Annotated in this window: 13 protein-coding genes; 6 read left to right on the top strand and 7 right to left on the bottom strand. The window is 62.8% G+C overall.

The features are described 5' to 3' along the window. Positions 1 to 99: 99 nt before the first annotated feature. The 4 genes from JXQ94_RS11520 to JXQ94_RS11505 all read right to left on the bottom strand — a co-directional run bounded on the left by JXQ94_RS11520 (position 100) and on the right by JXQ94_RS11505 (position 5,505). Complete coding sequence (locus JXQ94_RS11520; RefSeq protein ID WP_421923938.1) at positions 100 to 2,622, bottom strand: hypothetical protein; 2,523 nt, start codon at positions 2,620 to 2,622, stop codon at positions 100 to 102. Positions 2,623 to 2,704: 82 nt separating this feature from the next. Next, positions 2,705 to 3,475, bottom strand: coding sequence for a DUF1295 domain-containing protein (locus JXQ94_RS11515; RefSeq protein ID WP_421923937.1), 771 nt, complete (start codon positions 3,473 to 3,475; stop codon positions 2,705 to 2,707). Between the two features lie 9 nt (positions 3,476 to 3,484). After that, positions 3,485 to 5,185, bottom strand: a complete 1,701-nt coding sequence (locus tag JXQ94_RS11510; protein WP_421923936.1) for a sodium:solute symporter family protein — start codon at positions 5,183 to 5,185, stop codon at positions 3,485 to 3,487. After that, positions 5,182 to 5,505: a DUF4212 domain-containing protein gene (locus tag JXQ94_RS11505; protein ID WP_421923935.1), complete on the bottom strand. Its 324-nt coding sequence runs from the start codon at positions 5,503 to 5,505 to the stop codon at positions 5,182 to 5,184. Before JXQ94_RS11505 ends, JXQ94_RS11510 begins: the two co-directional genes overlap by 4 nt. A 125-nt stretch (positions 5,506 to 5,630) precedes the next feature. Here JXQ94_RS11505 and JXQ94_RS11500 point away from each other — a divergent pair, with 125 nt between their 5' ends. After that, the gene (locus JXQ94_RS11500; protein ID WP_421923934.1) at positions 5,631 to 5,996 is read left to right on the top strand and encodes a BlaI/MecI/CopY family transcriptional regulator; all 366 of its coding nucleotides are present in this window, start codon (positions 5,631 to 5,633) and stop codon (positions 5,994 to 5,996) included. Positions 5,997 to 5,999: 3 nt separating this feature from the next. On the opposite strand, the gene JXQ94_RS11495 is transcribed toward JXQ94_RS11500, so the two are convergent. From JXQ94_RS11495 to JXQ94_RS11485, 3 genes are all read right to left on the bottom strand, one after another. After that, positions 6,000 to 6,962, bottom strand: coding sequence for an alpha/beta fold hydrolase (locus JXQ94_RS11495; RefSeq protein ID WP_421923933.1), 963 nt, complete (start codon positions 6,960 to 6,962; stop codon positions 6,000 to 6,002). A gap of 114 nt (positions 6,963 to 7,076) precedes the next feature. Further along, the gene (locus JXQ94_RS11490) at positions 7,077 to 9,389 is read right to left on the bottom strand and encodes a TonB-dependent receptor (protein ID WP_421923932.1); all 2,313 of its coding nucleotides are present in this window, start codon (positions 9,387 to 9,389) and stop codon (positions 7,077 to 7,079) included. Further along, the gene (locus tag JXQ94_RS11485; RefSeq protein ID WP_421923931.1) at positions 9,386 to 10,297 is read right to left on the bottom strand and encodes an alpha/beta fold hydrolase; all 912 of its coding nucleotides are present in this window, start codon (positions 10,295 to 10,297) and stop codon (positions 9,386 to 9,388) included. The genes JXQ94_RS11490 and JXQ94_RS11485 overlap by 4 nt, the downstream gene beginning before the upstream one ends. Before the next feature lie 82 nt (positions 10,298 to 10,379). On the opposite strand from JXQ94_RS11485, the gene JXQ94_RS11480 reads away from it, so the two are divergent. Genes JXQ94_RS11480 through JXQ94_RS11460 form a run of 5 tightly spaced genes read left to right on the top strand, consistent with a single transcriptional unit; the run spans position 10,380 to position 14,059 of the window. Beyond that, positions 10,380 to 10,988 (top strand): TetR/AcrR family transcriptional regulator, encoded by a 609-nt coding sequence (locus JXQ94_RS11480; protein WP_421923930.1) that lies wholly within the window; start codon positions 10,380 to 10,382, stop codon positions 10,986 to 10,988. Further along, complete coding sequence (locus JXQ94_RS11475) at positions 10,985 to 11,779, top strand: enoyl-CoA hydratase/isomerase family protein (RefSeq protein WP_421923929.1); 795 nt, start codon at positions 10,985 to 10,987, stop codon at positions 11,777 to 11,779. The genes JXQ94_RS11480 and JXQ94_RS11475 overlap by 4 nt, the downstream gene beginning before the upstream one ends. Next, complete coding sequence (locus JXQ94_RS11470; protein WP_421923928.1) at positions 11,779 to 13,281, top strand: acyl-CoA synthetase; 1,503 nt, start codon at positions 11,779 to 11,781, stop codon at positions 13,279 to 13,281. The genes JXQ94_RS11475 and JXQ94_RS11470 overlap by 1 nt, the downstream gene beginning before the upstream one ends. After that, a complete protein-coding gene (locus tag JXQ94_RS11465) occupies positions 13,278 to 13,673 on the top strand; it encodes a MaoC/PaaZ C-terminal domain-containing protein (RefSeq protein WP_421923927.1) in 396 nt (131 codons plus the stop codon). Before JXQ94_RS11470 ends, JXQ94_RS11465 begins: the two co-directional genes overlap by 4 nt. After that, entirely contained in the window at positions 13,670 to 14,059 is a 390-nt protein-coding gene (locus JXQ94_RS11460) for a phosphate acetyltransferase (protein ID WP_421923926.1), read from the top strand. Before JXQ94_RS11465 ends, JXQ94_RS11460 begins: the two co-directional genes overlap by 4 nt. Positions 14,060 to 14,090: the final 31 nt, after the last annotated feature.

Genomic DNA, 14,090 nt, shown 5'->3' with positions numbered 1-14,090 from the left:
GGCTGACAAGTGATGTATGGACGGCTCCGCGCCAAGCGCGCCCACTTATGCACCCCTCACCTGCGCTTTACGTCGCATGGCGTACCAAGCCAGACCTGGTCAGGTGATCCATGAACTCGTGACGGTCAATTCATAGGCGCCAGCACCATCTCGACGAATATAGAATTCTCCCCCCGTCCATCCGGCGCTCCATACAACATAAACCTGACTGTGGTCACTGTTCGGCAGGATGACCGAAAAGCCCAACGGATAGGTAATGCCATACTCGGGACTCATCCGGGCTTCCGCGGCGTCATCCAGGACAATCAGACGCTGGTCACTGATCACGCCCGCAAACAGATCCGGTTCGCCCTTCAGAATCAGCGTGGATCGGCTCGAGGGTGGCACCGAACGACCCGCCAGTACACTTGCCATGACCTCCTCAAGTCCGGCACCCTGCTCTTGGACCGGAACCCGGATGGCGGCCGCATCATGGCCCAAGACCTCGCCGATCATGAGGCGCATCAGCTCGGCGTCGTGCATGCGCGCCGGATCGAAAGGCGTGAGCGGCAAACCGTCGATTCCATCATCAAACCCGTCGCCATCAGTGTCGGGGTTCGACATGTCCAACCCGATCCGGTGCTCGAAAACATCCGTTAGACCATCCTCGTCCCGGTCTCGTGTCAGAGCGGATAGCGGCGCCGTGATCATCAGATCATCCTCCTCCCGATTCAGCGCCATGCCGATCGGCGGGAAGGTGATGCTGGCCGGATCCAGCTGGCGGACCACGACAGCCAGCTGAAGGCGGTCACCGGCGATCATGGGCAGACTCGACCCCGGCAGGATGACGTAGGGGAAGAGCGGTTGCAGACCAAGATAGACCGGCTGCTGCCACTCGGTTCCACCGGGTTCGCTCTGAACGTACCAATACCCGCCGGCAGAGACCTCGCCGGTCGGGTCGAGCTCGGTGGAGGTATAGATCAGATCCCAGACCTCACCGCGCGGTTCCAACCGGACAACCTGCCATTCACTGACCGGCAGGACGATCCCGGCCGGGATCGGTGTCGGCTCCGAGAACATGATGGCGGCTTCCGTGCTGGCTCCCTCGGGTAGGGGTCTTTCCTCAAAGACCGTAAGGCGAGGTACCGGCGCGATTTCCGGACCTTCTTCGACAGTCGTGGGTGCCTGGCTTGGTTCAGCGGACGCTCGCAACGCGAGAAATACAGGGTTGTCCAAGCCCAACTCAACGTCCTGGTTCCAGTCGCCACCCCAGGCCGCGTCGGCCTGGACAAGATGCGCCGCCAAGGCTTCCGTATCTTCAGTGCCCTCCAGCAAATCGAGAGCGATATCACCAAAAACCGGGGGTGCGCTCGGGATCAGCCAGAGCCAGCCCGCCGTCGCCCTGAGCATTTCGCGCACGTCGGGGCGCACGAGATCACGCGTTGGCCCGCCCAGCACAAACAGATTGTAGCGCTCCCCCGGCGAGTATTGTGGCTGTATGGCCTCCTGCAGCATGGCCCCAAGCGCCGCATCGGTGTGACTTGCGATCCGGGTCCGCAAGTTCGGATAGCGTTGCGTTGACGCGTGGGCCTCGGCAATCGCAACATCTTCATCGGTAAAAACGGCGATGACATCCGCTTGCTCAAGCAAGTCGGCCGCCATATCGGGCCGAGCCTGATCTATCGCGGCAGCCGCGAGCCAGACCATCAACTCGTAGGTTTGCTGTCGCGCCTTGAGTGACTCAGCCGCGTTGACAGGTGACGCAGCCGTCAGGGACCAGAGTTGGCGGCGCTCGGACGGACGCAGTGCCACATAATCAGCAAAGGCGCGTGCCTGATGTCCGACCCGGATCGCGCTGCGCATGGCCAGTGCCGTCAAGACCAGTCGTTCATCGCGCCGCATTTCCTGCGCCAGCGTTTGGTCCAACAACCAGGTGAAGTAGGCAAACTGGTCGACGGCCCCCACGTCACCTGGTGGCCGCGAGAAAGCGGACTGCAAGACATCCAAGGCGAGCGCATGCTCACCCATTGCCACCAGAAGACGGAGATCCTGTGTGTACCTGTAATGGTCGCGCAGGAAGGTCAGGGTCGACGGCGTCGATCGCCAGCGGCCACTCATTCGATCGAAATTGAGTTCAAACGACTGCTGCCTGCCCAGACCCGCATACAGCAGTGGCGCCTCCTCAAGCGTGGCGACATTCTCCCAGAGTGTTGGCAGAGGACTGTCATCGGGCCACACACAGCCGATATATATATAGGCGCACATAGCGCGAGACCTGCGTGTTTCAATCTGCAGATCGATGGCCAAAGCCGCCGCCTCAACGGAAACCCCGAGCTCGTCAGCAAAGCGCCCAATGACAGCCGCTTCGCCGCCTCCGATCATGATGGCATTCACCAGGTGATATTCGAGATCCTCCGGACCTTCCGCATGCGTTGCAAGGGACGCGGCCTCATGCTCTGCGCATAACCCCACCTCTTCCGTCGTCAAATCGTCGGCATACAGTCGGCACTCATACAGCGCGGCAGCCGTCCCATTTGAATCGCGCCAGAACGCATCAAGCCGGTCGGAGCCGGAAACCGGCTGCGCCAGAACTTCGCCGTGAGCGGCCAAGGCTGCCAGCGCGATAAAAACCAGAAACCGCATGCACTCCCCCTCTATCAGTCTGCGGAAAGTATAGCTGACCGATCCGGTCGAATTGATGGCGGGTATCAGACCGCTCTGCGGCTCACCCCCGCTTCGGCCACCAGGGCACAAAACCCGACGTTCGCGCGACATAATCCGCATAGCCAGGGCGGCTTTCGTGCAGGCCTTCTTCCAGCATTTTGGCGCCGGTCCAGCGGGTCAGGGTGAAGGTGAGGAAAAGCGGGCCGATGATGGTCCACCAACCGTCCCCGTCGGCGATGGCGATCAGCCACAGGCCCCAGAACAGGACGGCATTGCCGAAATAATTCGGGTGGCGGGTATAACGCCACAGACCGGTATCCATGACCTGGCCCTTGGTGGCCGGGTCGGCCTTGAAGGCGGCGAGCTGGCGGTCGCCGATCACTTCGAATGCAAGGCCGACCACGAAGACGACAATCCCGGCGATCGCGACAGGCGCGGCATAGCTGGCCCCCTCCATGACTGCATGCTGGACCGGCAGGGCCGTCACCCAGAGGAGAACACCCTGCAGGAGGAAGACCGCGACCAGCATGAAGATCGCTTCCTTGCCCGGCGGCGAGCGCTCCAGGAGTTTTTGATAGCGCTTGTCCGGCCCCTCATGCTGCCAGCGTGTGAAGAGATGATTTCCCAGGCGCAGGGACCAGATCGCCACCAGGACCACATACCAGGTCGAGCCATCCGCCCCGGCGAAGAGAAGCGAAGACAGCGCCAGCACCAGAAAGCCGAGCGGCCAGATCGCGTCGATATAGGACGGATCCTTGCGGGGCACGCTGAACGGCCATGTCAGGACCATGACACCAAGGATGACCGCGAGATTGAGGAGATAGGGGATCATGCCATGAACCTAGGGTGCCCGTATCCGTTCGACCAGCTCTCTCACCTCGGCTGGCGGCGCCGGCGTCAGCAGGGAGACCGTCACCGAGACCGCAAAACTGATGGCCATGCCGATCGTACCGAAGCCTTCCGGCGAAACACCGAGTATCCAATGCTCCGCATTGTTCGGGATCCAGCCGAAAATCTTGTAGGTGAGGATATAGGCGCCGGTGACCCCGAGCCCCGTCACCATGCCGGCAATCGCGCCCTCCTTGCTCATGCGCTGCCAGAAAATGCCCAGCAGGATGGCGGGGAAGAAGCTGGCCGCCGCGAGACCGAAGGCCAGCGCCACGACCGAGGCGACAAAGCCCGGCGGATAGATGCCGGCGAGGATGGCAATCAGCACCGCCCCCGTCGCCGATAATCGGGCGATCAGGAGTTCCTGCTTGTCGGTGATGGATTTGAACAGGACCTTGCGACACAGGTCATGCGAAATCGAGGATGAGATCACCAGCAGGAGGCCGGCAGCGGTCGAGAGGGCCGCGGCGATCCCGCCGGAAACGACAAGGCCGATCACCCAGGCGGGCAGATTGGCAATTTCCGGATTGGCCAGCACGAAGATATCCCGATTGAGTGTGGTGACCTCATTGGCCTCGGGGTCGGCACGATACTGGATACGGCCATCGCCATTACGGTCCTCGAAGCCGAGAAGCCCGGTTGTCTCCCAGCGATGGAACCAGTCCGGTGTCTCGCTCTCGCCCTCGACCAGGGCGGTGGTCTCGGCGTCATAGACGCTCTCATTCACCGTCTCGATGAAATTGGTCCGGGCAAAGACGGCAACCGCCGGTGCGGTGACATAGAGGATGCCGATGAAGAGGAGCGCCCAGCCAGCCGATTTGCGGGCATCGGCGGCCTTGGGCACGGTGAAGAAGCGCACGATGACATGGGGAAGACCTGCCGTCCCCGCCATCAAGGCCAAGGTGATGGCAAAGACGTCGAAGGTCGATTTGGAACCGTCGGTATAGGGGGCGAAGCCAAGCTCGGTCAGCATGCCATCCAGCTTCATGAGGAGCGGCATGCCATCGCTGGCATTGCCGATGAAGCCAAGCTGCGGGACCGGCGTGCCGGTCAACTGCAGCGAGATGAAGATCGCCGGCGTCATGAAGGCGAAGATCAGCACACAATACTGGGCGACCTGGGTATAGGTGATGCCCTTCATGCCACCGAGCGTGGCATACATCAGCACCACCAGCCCGCCGATCACGACACCGGCCTCGATGGGGATTTCCAGGAAGCGCGAGAAGGCAATACCGACGCCCTGCATCTGTCCGGCGATATAGGTGAAGGAGACGAAGATCGCACAGATCACCGCGACCACACGGGCGGTGTCGGAATAATAGCGGTCGCCGATGAAGTCCGGCACGGTGAACTTCCCAAACCGCCTCAGATAGGGTGCGAGCAGCAGGGCCAGCAGGACATATCCGCCGGTCCAGCCCATCAGGAAAACGGACCCGTCATAGCCGGAAAAGGCAATGAGGCCGGCCATGGACAGGAAGGAGGCGGCGCTCATCCAGTCGGCGGCGGTGGCCATGCCGTTGAAGACCGGCGGGACATGATGGCCGGCAACGTAGAACTCATCGGTCGAGCCTACCCGCGAGGCGATCGCGATACCGATATAGAGCGCGAAAGAGGTGATGACGAAGAAGCCGGTCCAGAACAGGGTTGGCGTCATGACGCGTCCTCCTGCTCAGGCGCGTCCGTGGCGGCAACGCGCGTTATGTCATCACTGCCAAGCTGGTCGGCAAAGCGCGCCTCGAGCCGATTCATGGCCCAGGCGTAGTAGAAGATCAGCACGATGAAAACGAGAATGGATCCCTGCTGGGCGAACCAGAATCCCAGCGGCGCGCCGCCCAGCGAGACCTGATCCAGCCAGGGACGCAAAAGAATGCCGAAGCCGAAGGATACGGTAAACCAGATCGCGAGCAGAACGCCCATAAGGCCAAGATTGGCGCGCCAATAGGCCTTGCGCGCGGATGACTTGTCTTGTGCCATGTGCTCCCCCAGACTGATCGCATGACTTTGATGGCGATCTGCGGCGCGAGCTTTGCAAACAAATCCTTAACACACCAGACCTGTCACGTTTCAGGTCAGGCCGAAAATGTGGAAGGATGATGATGATGAGCCAGAGCGAACGCCTCACTGACGACGAGAACGCCACCATGCGCATCCTTTGGGATCGTGGCGGTGCCTCCGTGAGCGAGCTCGCCATGGCGACCCGCCAGCCGGCCGACGCCACGCTGGCTGTCCTGCACGGCCTGCGCCGCAAGGGTGCCGTCGAGCGTCAGCAGGCCGGTCGCAATATCGTCTATCGTCCCTGCCTCAATCGCGAGACGGCCCGCACCCATGCCCTCGGCCGCCTCCTGTGCGGCGAGGACGCCGGTGGCGAGACTGGCCTTGGCGTGGTGGTTCTGCGCGAAAGCGATGTCGACCCCAAGGACTGGGCCGATCTGCAGGCCGAGATCGCTCAGCGTCGCAAGGCCTGAGCCCTAGGGCGCCTCGAGAAACTCCCGCATGTCAGCCAGCGTTCGAGCGGGCGCTTCTTCATGCACGACGTGTCCGAGGTCCGGATAGGTGACCAATCGCGCGTCCGGAATAGTGGCGGCCATCAGGGGGCCGTGCGAGGGCGGTACCATGCGATCAGCTTCGCCCCACACGATCAGGGTCGGAACCGCAATGCGCGCGAGATCGGCCGATGGCTCCGGCAGGGTGAAGACTTCCAGTCGCTCAACCATCGCCTCGCCCACGCCTTCCCCGCGCATCAATTCATAGACGCGTCCGGACATGCCCTCGGGCATGCGGGCCGGGTCTGCGAACAGGGCCTGGGTTGCCGCATTGATCACCGGTTCCGGCGCCTGGGTCAGGAAGAAGCGGACCGGGATCGGCACGTCGACAGGCTCTTCTGTCACGCCATTGATGGAATAGCCGCCGGGTGCCAGCAGGACGAGCCGGTTGACCCGGTCCGGATGCGCAACAGCGAGGCGCCAGCTGACCAGCCCGCCGAGGGAATTGCCGACCAGGGTCGCGTCGGGAATGTCGAGCGCTTCCATCAATCCATCAACAAATTCGACCGTCTGCGGAACCGAGTAACGCGCCTGCGGGTCCGGTCCGGTCAGCCCGTGACCCGGCAGGTCCATGCGGACAACCCGGTAGTCGGCCGACAGATCCGCCGCCCACGCATCCCAGCTTTCCAGGGAGTGCGAGAAACCGTGAACCAGGATCAGGACCGGGGCGGTGTCAGGGCCTTCGATACGGACCCGCGTTGGCTGACCGGCGACATCGACCAGGCGGTCCGCCTCATTCCACCAGGGCGAGTCGATGCCGGGACCCTCCGCCAGGTCCGCGCCGCTATCGGCGGGCCCTGCCGCGTCCTGACGCATCTGGGTCAGGACATAGACGCCCACACCCACGAGGAAAAAGACACCGAGAAGAAGAGCAAGCAGGACGCGCATGGCAGACCCCGTGAGTTGAGAAAACAAGAACGGCGGCACCCGGTCTGGGCGCCGCCGTCAGGATAGTCCGGAACCGGCGAACGGGGGAGGGTCCCGTCCGCCGAACCTGGAGGCCTAGTAGCGCCAGGAGATCGTGGCCGTCACCGTGCGCGGCGGGCCGTAATAGCCAACCAGCGTACCTTCAAGGCCAAGTTCCGGAGCCAGCGTCGTGTTGTTGACGAAGTCATAGCCGGAGACCCGATACTCTTCATCGGTCAGGTTGCGGCCATGCAGGCCGAACTGCCAGTGACCGTCCTCGCCTTCCCAGACCATTGATGCGTTCCACAGGGTGTAGGCACCCTGGTCAAGCAGCGGGAAGGGGAATTCGAACTGGCTGGAGTCACCACGATGGCTGATCGTGTTGATGACCGACAGATCGCCACCATGCAGCGGCGTGATGTAGGTCAGCGTGGCCGAAGCCGTGGTGTCCGGCGTGTTCTGGATCACGACCTGATCAGAGACATCAACCCCGAAGGCATTGATGAACTGGTCGTATTCGCCATCCAGCAGGCCGATGGCCCAGCCGAGGGTCATGATGTCGCCCTGGGCAAACACATCCTGACCGAGATCCAGCGAGCCTTCATATTCGATACCGCGAATGGTGGCGGCGCCGGCATTGGTGGTGACGCCGGTGAAGGTGTCGTTGATACCGTCATTATCGGTATCGATACCCACAGAACCCGGCACCTGGATGTCGGTATAGTCCATGTTGAAGACGGCCAGGCTGTGGCGATAGCCATTGCCCTGATATTTCCAACCGATCTCGATGCTGTCGACCGTCTCCGGATCAAAACTCATGAACTGGAAGACTTCATCGGCCTCGATCGTGCCGTTCTGGTCAAAGTCCGGCGTGCCCGTCGTCTGGGCGCGCGGATCGAAACCACCGCCTTTGAAACCCTGGGAGTAGGTCACATAGAAATTGTTCTCGGCATTCGGCTGCCAGGCAAGCGAAGCGGTCGGCGAGAAATCATCCCAGGAATTGGTGCCGGTGAAGTCCGAAGTCGTGGCGATCGGAATGCCCGCACCACCAAAGAACTCGGAGAAGCCGTTGATATAGGTCCGACGCAGAACGGTCGATGTCCGCTCGTCTTCGGTATAACGGCCGCCGAGTGTCAGCGAGAACTCATCGGTGAGGTCATAGGTGAAGTTGGCAAAGACCGACCAGGTCTTGGTGTCGACATCGCCGAACGTCTGGGCGTTCAGGCCCGGCAGGGCGATCGCGGCGCCAAGGTTTTCGAGCAGCACATCAAAAACCGTCGTCGCATTGGCGTCGAGATAGTAATAGCCGACCAGGCCGTTCAGACGCTCACCGGAGTAGAGCAGCTGGAACTCTTCGGAGAACTGCTCGTTCTCGTAGATCGCCGGCACGTCGAGGTCGCCGGAAGGCAGGTTGTCGAAATCGATCGGGGTGATCGAGGTGTCGGAGCGATCGGCGAGGATATTGCGGATCGTCCAGTTCTCATTGATCTCCCATTCAGCAGTCAGGGCGACGCCATCGCCTTCGACTTCCTGGTCGACGACATTCAGGCCGGCGCGGGTGTCATGGACATTCGACAGGACCGGTGCACCGGACAGGGCGCCCGGAATGAGGCGGTGACCGCCCCGCGCATTCGATGTGTCAGAGACGCTGTCATAGGCGAGGCGAACGAAGAAGGTGTCGGTCGGTTCCCATTCGGCAGAGACGCGGTAGCCGAAGACATTCTTGTCGTAGTTTTCTTCGCCGGTATTCAGGTTCTCACCGAAGCCATCGCGCGTGAAACGGCCGATTGTCGCGCCGATGCGGAACGTGTCGTCGAGCGGTGCGCTGCCGGACAGGACGGTATCGAGCTGACCATAGCTGCCAACGCTGACCCGGGTCGACAGGGTCGGCTCATCAGGGTCGATGCGGCGGGTCACGTATTTGACGGCACCACCGATTGTGTTGCGGCCATAAAGCGTGCCCTGCGGGCCGCGCAGGACTTCGATGCGATCGACATCATAGATATCGAGCACAGCGCCCTGAGGCCGGTTGAGATAGACGTCGTCGACATAAATGCCGACACCAGCTTCGAAACCGGCAACCGGATCCTGCTGACCGACGCCGCGGATGAAGGCGGACAGGGTCGAATTGGTGCCGCGGGAAACTTCCAGCGTGATATTCGGTGTGGTGTCGGCAATGGCGACAATGTCGAGCGCGCCCATGCGCTCGAGATCGTCCCCGGACATGGCCGAGACAGACAACGGCACGTCCTGCAGTGTTTCCTCGCGACGGCGAGCCGTCACGGTGATGACTTCGCGGTCCTGGGACGCGCCATTGTCCTGGGCCACGGTCGGAGCCGTGATCAGGGCTGAAGTGGCAACAGTGCTCAGCAAGAGCGCGCTGCCCGTCAGGGTCTTGAACTTTTTCATTGGGTACTCCCCTCGATGGTGTCGTTGGATGCCGCCTGCGCCAGGGCCTGGCGGGCGAAGTTTCTAACCGCGTCGACAAATTCTTCCGGTTGTTCGAGATGCGGTGCATGCCCGGAGTGGGCGAACCCGTGCGCCGTTGCGGCGGGCAGGGTTTCGACGAGATAGCGGCTCGTCTCCGGGCCATAGGCATCGCTGCGTTCGCCAAAGGCGATCAGCGCCGGGATGGCCATTCCCGGAAGTGTTGCGCGCAGGTCTTGCTGCGCCATGGACGCCCACAGATCCGCCATGGCATTGGCGTTTCGGGCGACCAGGAGTGTCAGGGCTTCCGCGACGATTTGCGGCTCGCGAGCGGCACGGTCGCGGGCAAATATGCGCGGGGCAAAGGCGGCGGCATAGGCAGGCCAGTCGGCTCGCATGGCGGCGGTTGCACGGACCGAAGCCTCGACATCCATGCCGCTGGACATGCCAAGCGTCCAGCTCGAATCATTGAGAATGCGCGGGCTCATATCCTCAATGACCATGCCGGCCAGCCGGTCATGGCCATGGCGCTCGATCATCGACCACAGAACCGTGGCCCCCATTGACCAGCCGAGCGCAATTATCGGGGCGATGCCCAGCATGGCGATCAGCTCGTCCATATCGTCGGCAAGGTCGGTGATTGTGGCCTTCCCGGGCCCGGCTGGCGTATCGCCATGACCGCGCAGGTCCGGAATGATGACGCGGAACTCGTCAGCCAGTCGGGCCGCGATGTCTTCGAAGAAGACACCCGACGCCGCCCAGCCATGCACCAGGAGGAGCACCGGGCCGCTCCCGATATCGCGATAGGCCAGAACCGTCCCGTCACGCAGGGTGAGGTGATGCGTCAAGCGCTCACCGTCTTCCGGACCTTGCGGTTGCGGGTTGGCCAAAACTCAAACTCCCCTCGACCGTCCAATTTTCGCTGGATCGTGCCATATTGATTTAGGATCCATTTTGTGAAAACTGAATCATATGTCAACTTCTGAAACGAGCACGGTCGATAAACGACCCAAGACCGCACGCGGTCAAAGGACCCGGAACAGGTTGCTGGATGCGGCTGAAGGCGCTTTCGGGGAGAATGGTTTTCATGCCACCTCGATCGGCGATATTACGCGCCGCGCCTCGGTGGCTCTGGGGACTTTCTACGTTTATTTCGATTCCAAGGACGAAATCTTCCGCGCCCTGGTGGCGCATATGGGCGACATGACGCGTGGCTGGATCGCCGAACGGGTCAAGGGCGCGCCAGACCGTCTGGAGACCGAGCATCGCGGTCTGGTCGCCTATATCGAATTCGCCCGCGCCCACCCGAATCTCTACCGGATCATCGAAGAAAGCCAATTCGTCGCGCCTGACGCCTACAAGGCTCACTACGACGTCTTTCTGGAACGCTATCAGCGCAATCTGGAAGACGCCGCGTCGCGGGGCGAGGTCCGGGCCGGTGACCAGGGAACACGCGCCTGGGCCCTGATCGGGATGAGCGTTTTCATGGGACTCCGATACGGTATCTGGGAAGGCGATCGGGACCCGGAAGAGGTCGCCCGCACTGTCTCCGACCTCATCGCCAATGGCCTGAAACCATGAATGAAATGCCCGACATCACGCCGGTCATTCTCGATCGGGACGGCGATACGGCCTGGATCCGCCTGAACCGTCCCGGCCGCGGCAATGCCCTGACGCCCGAGCTGCTCGACGCCCTCACCGAAACGCTGTCGCGCTGTGACGATGCCCGCGCGGTTGTGCTCACCGGGCAAGGCCGGGCTTTCTCGTCGGGCGGTGATATCCGCGAATTTCACGCCCGCGCCGAAAATCCGGCGGCGCTTGAGGCGTTCGGCACGGCCGTTGTCTCAGCGCTCAACCACACCATTCTGGCCCTGCGCGCCTTGCCATGCCCCACCGTGGCCGCGGTCAACGGACCGGTGACCGGCGGGGCGATCGGCCTGATGCTGGCCTGTGACATCACGGTGATGAGCCAGGATGCCTTCATCCAGCCCTACTACGCGAAAATGGGTTTCGCGCCCGATGGCGGCTGGACCGCGCTCCTGCCGGAGCGGATCGGTACGGCACGGACGGCCAGCTGGCTTGCGCTCGACAACCGTGTCAGCGCTCTGGCGGCATTCGAGATGGGCGTGGCCGACAAGCTCTACCCGGCCGCTGACTTCACTGACGGCGTGCAAACACTCCTCGCCGGACTGGCCAGCCACGACCCGGTCGTCGCCGTGACCGCCCGCCGCCTGCTCGAAGCGCGCGATGTCCGGGACCCGCTGTCGACCCGTCTCGACCGCGAGCTGGCGGCGTTCACCCGCCTCCTCATCCGCCCCGAAACGCGTGAGCGGATGGCGGCCTTCCTCGGCCCGAGAGCGGAGGCCGGCTGATGGATATGATCACCGACATCACCGCAAGGCGCGCGGCGCTGACGCCCGACCGGGCCGCCTTCCATAGGGTTGAAACCGGCGAGACGGTCAGCTTTGCCGCCCTTGAAGACCGCTGCGCACGCGCAGCCAGCGTACTGGCAGGACGCGGGGTGAAAGCCAAGGACCGCGTCGCCATCCTGTGCCGCAACCGGGTGGAGTTTTTCGAGGCGCTGTTTGCCTGTGCCAAGCTGGGCGCCATTCTCGCACCGCTCAACTGGCGCATGCCGGCGCGTGAATTGAGCGACTTGCTGGCCGATTGTGATCCGGTCCTGCTTCTGGCCGGTGCGGAGGATGCCGAAGCGGCCGCCGAGGCTGCGGCTCCGACCGGGCTGACCTGCGTCGATCTGGAAGAGGACTGGCCAAGCGCGCGCAATGCAGCGCCGCCGCACCCGGGGCGCCCGGCCTGGCCCGGTGATGAGCCGTGGTATCTGATCTATACATCCGGCACGACCGGTCGCCCCAAGGGCGTGATCCAGACCTATCGCATGGCGCTGGTGAACTACGTCAACATCTCCCAGGCGATCGGGTTGCGTGACGGCGATGCAACGGTGAATTTCCTGCCTCTCTTCCACACGGCGGGCATCAATCTTCACACCCTGCCCGTGCTGATGGCAGGCGGGCTCAATCACATCCTGTCCGGCTTCGATGCCGGCGCGGTTCTCAAACTGATCGATGAGGGCCGCCTGGATGTCATGTTGTGTGTTCCGGCCGTCTATCGCGAACTCTCCGTCCACCCGGCCTTCGAGAGCGCGGACCTGACGCGCCTGCGCCACTGGGCCTGTGGCGGTGCGCCCATGCCGGACGTGCTGATCGAGACCTTTGCTGCCCGCGGGGCGGTGGTTTGCAACGGTTTCGGCATGACCGAGACCGGTCCGACCGCCTTTCTGATGGATCGCGAACATGCGCTGGCGAAGATTGGCTCTGTCGGCAAGCCGCAACTCCTCATCGAAGCGCGCATTGCCACACCAGACGGTGCGCCATTGCCCACGGGCGAGACCGGTGAGGTCCAATTCTTCGGACCGGGCCTGACGCCGGGCTATTGGCATCGCGAAGCCGAAACCGCGTCGCTCTTCACCGCCGATGGCTGGCTCAAGAGCGGCGATCTGGGCCGTTTCGACGCCGATGGCTACTGCTTCATCGCAGGCCGGATCAAGGAGATGTACATCTCCGGTGGCGAAAACGTCTATCCGGCCGAAGTCGAGAATGTCCTCGACGAACACCCCGCCATCCTTGAAGCCACGGTGACCGGCGTGCCGGACGAGAAATGGGGTGAGGTCGGCTGTGCCCATCTCATCCTGCACACGGGAAAGTCCGTGACCGACGAGGCCCTGCGCGCCTGGTGTCGGGAACGGCTGGCAGGCTACAAGATGCCCCGACACTTCCTGCGCGCCGACGACTTTCCGCGCACCGCCGCCGGCAAGGTCCAAAAGCATCTCCTGCCTCGACCGGAGGGGGTTGAATGACGGCCCCGAAACCAGTCCCGGCGCGTGATCATGCGGCTTTGGACAGGACCTTCAGCCAGGCCGATTTCAACGCTTTCGCCCGCCTGTCGGGCGATGACAACCCGATCCATGTCGACCCGGAATTCTCGGCCCGGACCCGTTTCGGTCAAACCGTCGCCCATGGCGCGCTTTTGTGCTCTGTCCTGCGCGGCCTGGTGGAGACGATCATGCCCGGTGGACGCCAGCTGAGTCAGACCACGCAATACCCGGCACCCAGCCCAGCTGGCGAGGTCCTTCATTTCGAGGCCGAAACGGTGGCCGAAACAGACCACGGCGTCGTGATCGCACTGAAAGTCACACGCCTCTCGGACGGCGTCATCACCTGCCTCGGCCAGACCGAGGTGACGGCATGACTCAACCACTCGCGATCGGTCAGAGCGCGATCACACGGCGCACCTTCTCGCCGCAGGATGCTGACGCCCTGCACACACTCACCGGCGCTCCGCTCGCCCGCGACACCGTGCCGGAAGCCCTGATCAACGGTCTCTTCTCCTATCTTCTGGGCGTCGACCTGCCGGGTGAAGGTACGAATTATCTCAAGCAGGAAACCCGCTTCCTGGCGCCGGCGCCGCTGGGAGACGAACTGACGGCCCGAATCGAGATTACGCGCCTGCGCGCTGACAAGCATCTCGTCGATCTGGCCACAACCTGCGTCACCAAAAGCGGACAAATCATCGCCGAAGGGCGCGCCCTCGTGCTTGCCCGTGATGTTGCCGGCGCCTTTGCAAACACGGCTTGAGCCAAGGCCCGTCGACACAACTTTCACTCTG

It is taken from the genome of Maricaulis maris, from assembly GCF_049116555.1.
Classification (GTDB): Bacteria; Pseudomonadota; Alphaproteobacteria; order Caulobacterales; family Maricaulaceae; genus Maricaulis; species Maricaulis maris_C.
This window is presented reverse-complemented; position numbering and strand designations above follow the sequence as displayed.

Coding starts and splice junctions, on each gene's coding strand:
- JXQ94_RS11490 (WP_421923932.1), bottom strand. CDS start 9,389: ATGAAAAAGTTCAAGACCCTGACGGGCAGCGCGCTCTTGCTGAGCACT.
- JXQ94_RS11465 (WP_421923927.1), top strand. CDS start 13,278: ATGACGGCCCCGAAACCAGTCCCGGCGCGTGATCATGCGGCTTTGGAC.
- JXQ94_RS11500 (WP_421923934.1), top strand. CDS start 5,631: ATGAGCCAGAGCGAACGCCTCACTGACGACGAGAACGCCACCATGCGC.
- JXQ94_RS11510 (WP_421923936.1), bottom strand. CDS start 5,185: ATGACGCCAACCCTGTTCTGGACCGGCTTCTTCGTCATCACCTCTTTC.
- JXQ94_RS11470 (WP_421923928.1), top strand. CDS start 11,779: ATGGATATGATCACCGACATCACCGCAAGGCGCGCGGCGCTGACGCCC.
- JXQ94_RS11460 (WP_421923926.1), top strand. CDS start 13,670: ATGACTCAACCACTCGCGATCGGTCAGAGCGCGATCACACGGCGCACC.
- JXQ94_RS11520 (WP_421923938.1), bottom strand. CDS start 2,622: ATGCGGTTTCTGGTTTTTATCGCGCTGGCAGCCTTGGCCGCTCACGGC.
- JXQ94_RS11480 (WP_421923930.1), top strand. CDS start 10,380: ATGTCAACTTCTGAAACGAGCACGGTCGATAAACGACCCAAGACCGCA.
- JXQ94_RS11505 (WP_421923935.1), bottom strand. CDS start 5,505: ATGGCACAAGACAAGTCATCCGCGCGCAAGGCCTATTGGCGCGCCAAT.
- JXQ94_RS11515 (WP_421923937.1), bottom strand. CDS start 3,475: ATGATCCCCTATCTCCTCAATCTCGCGGTCATCCTTGGTGTCATGGTC.
- JXQ94_RS11475 (WP_421923929.1), top strand. CDS start 10,985: ATGAATGAAATGCCCGACATCACGCCGGTCATTCTCGATCGGGACGGC.
- JXQ94_RS11495 (WP_421923933.1), bottom strand. CDS start 6,962: ATGCGCGTCCTGCTTGCTCTTCTTCTCGGTGTCTTTTTCCTCGTGGGT.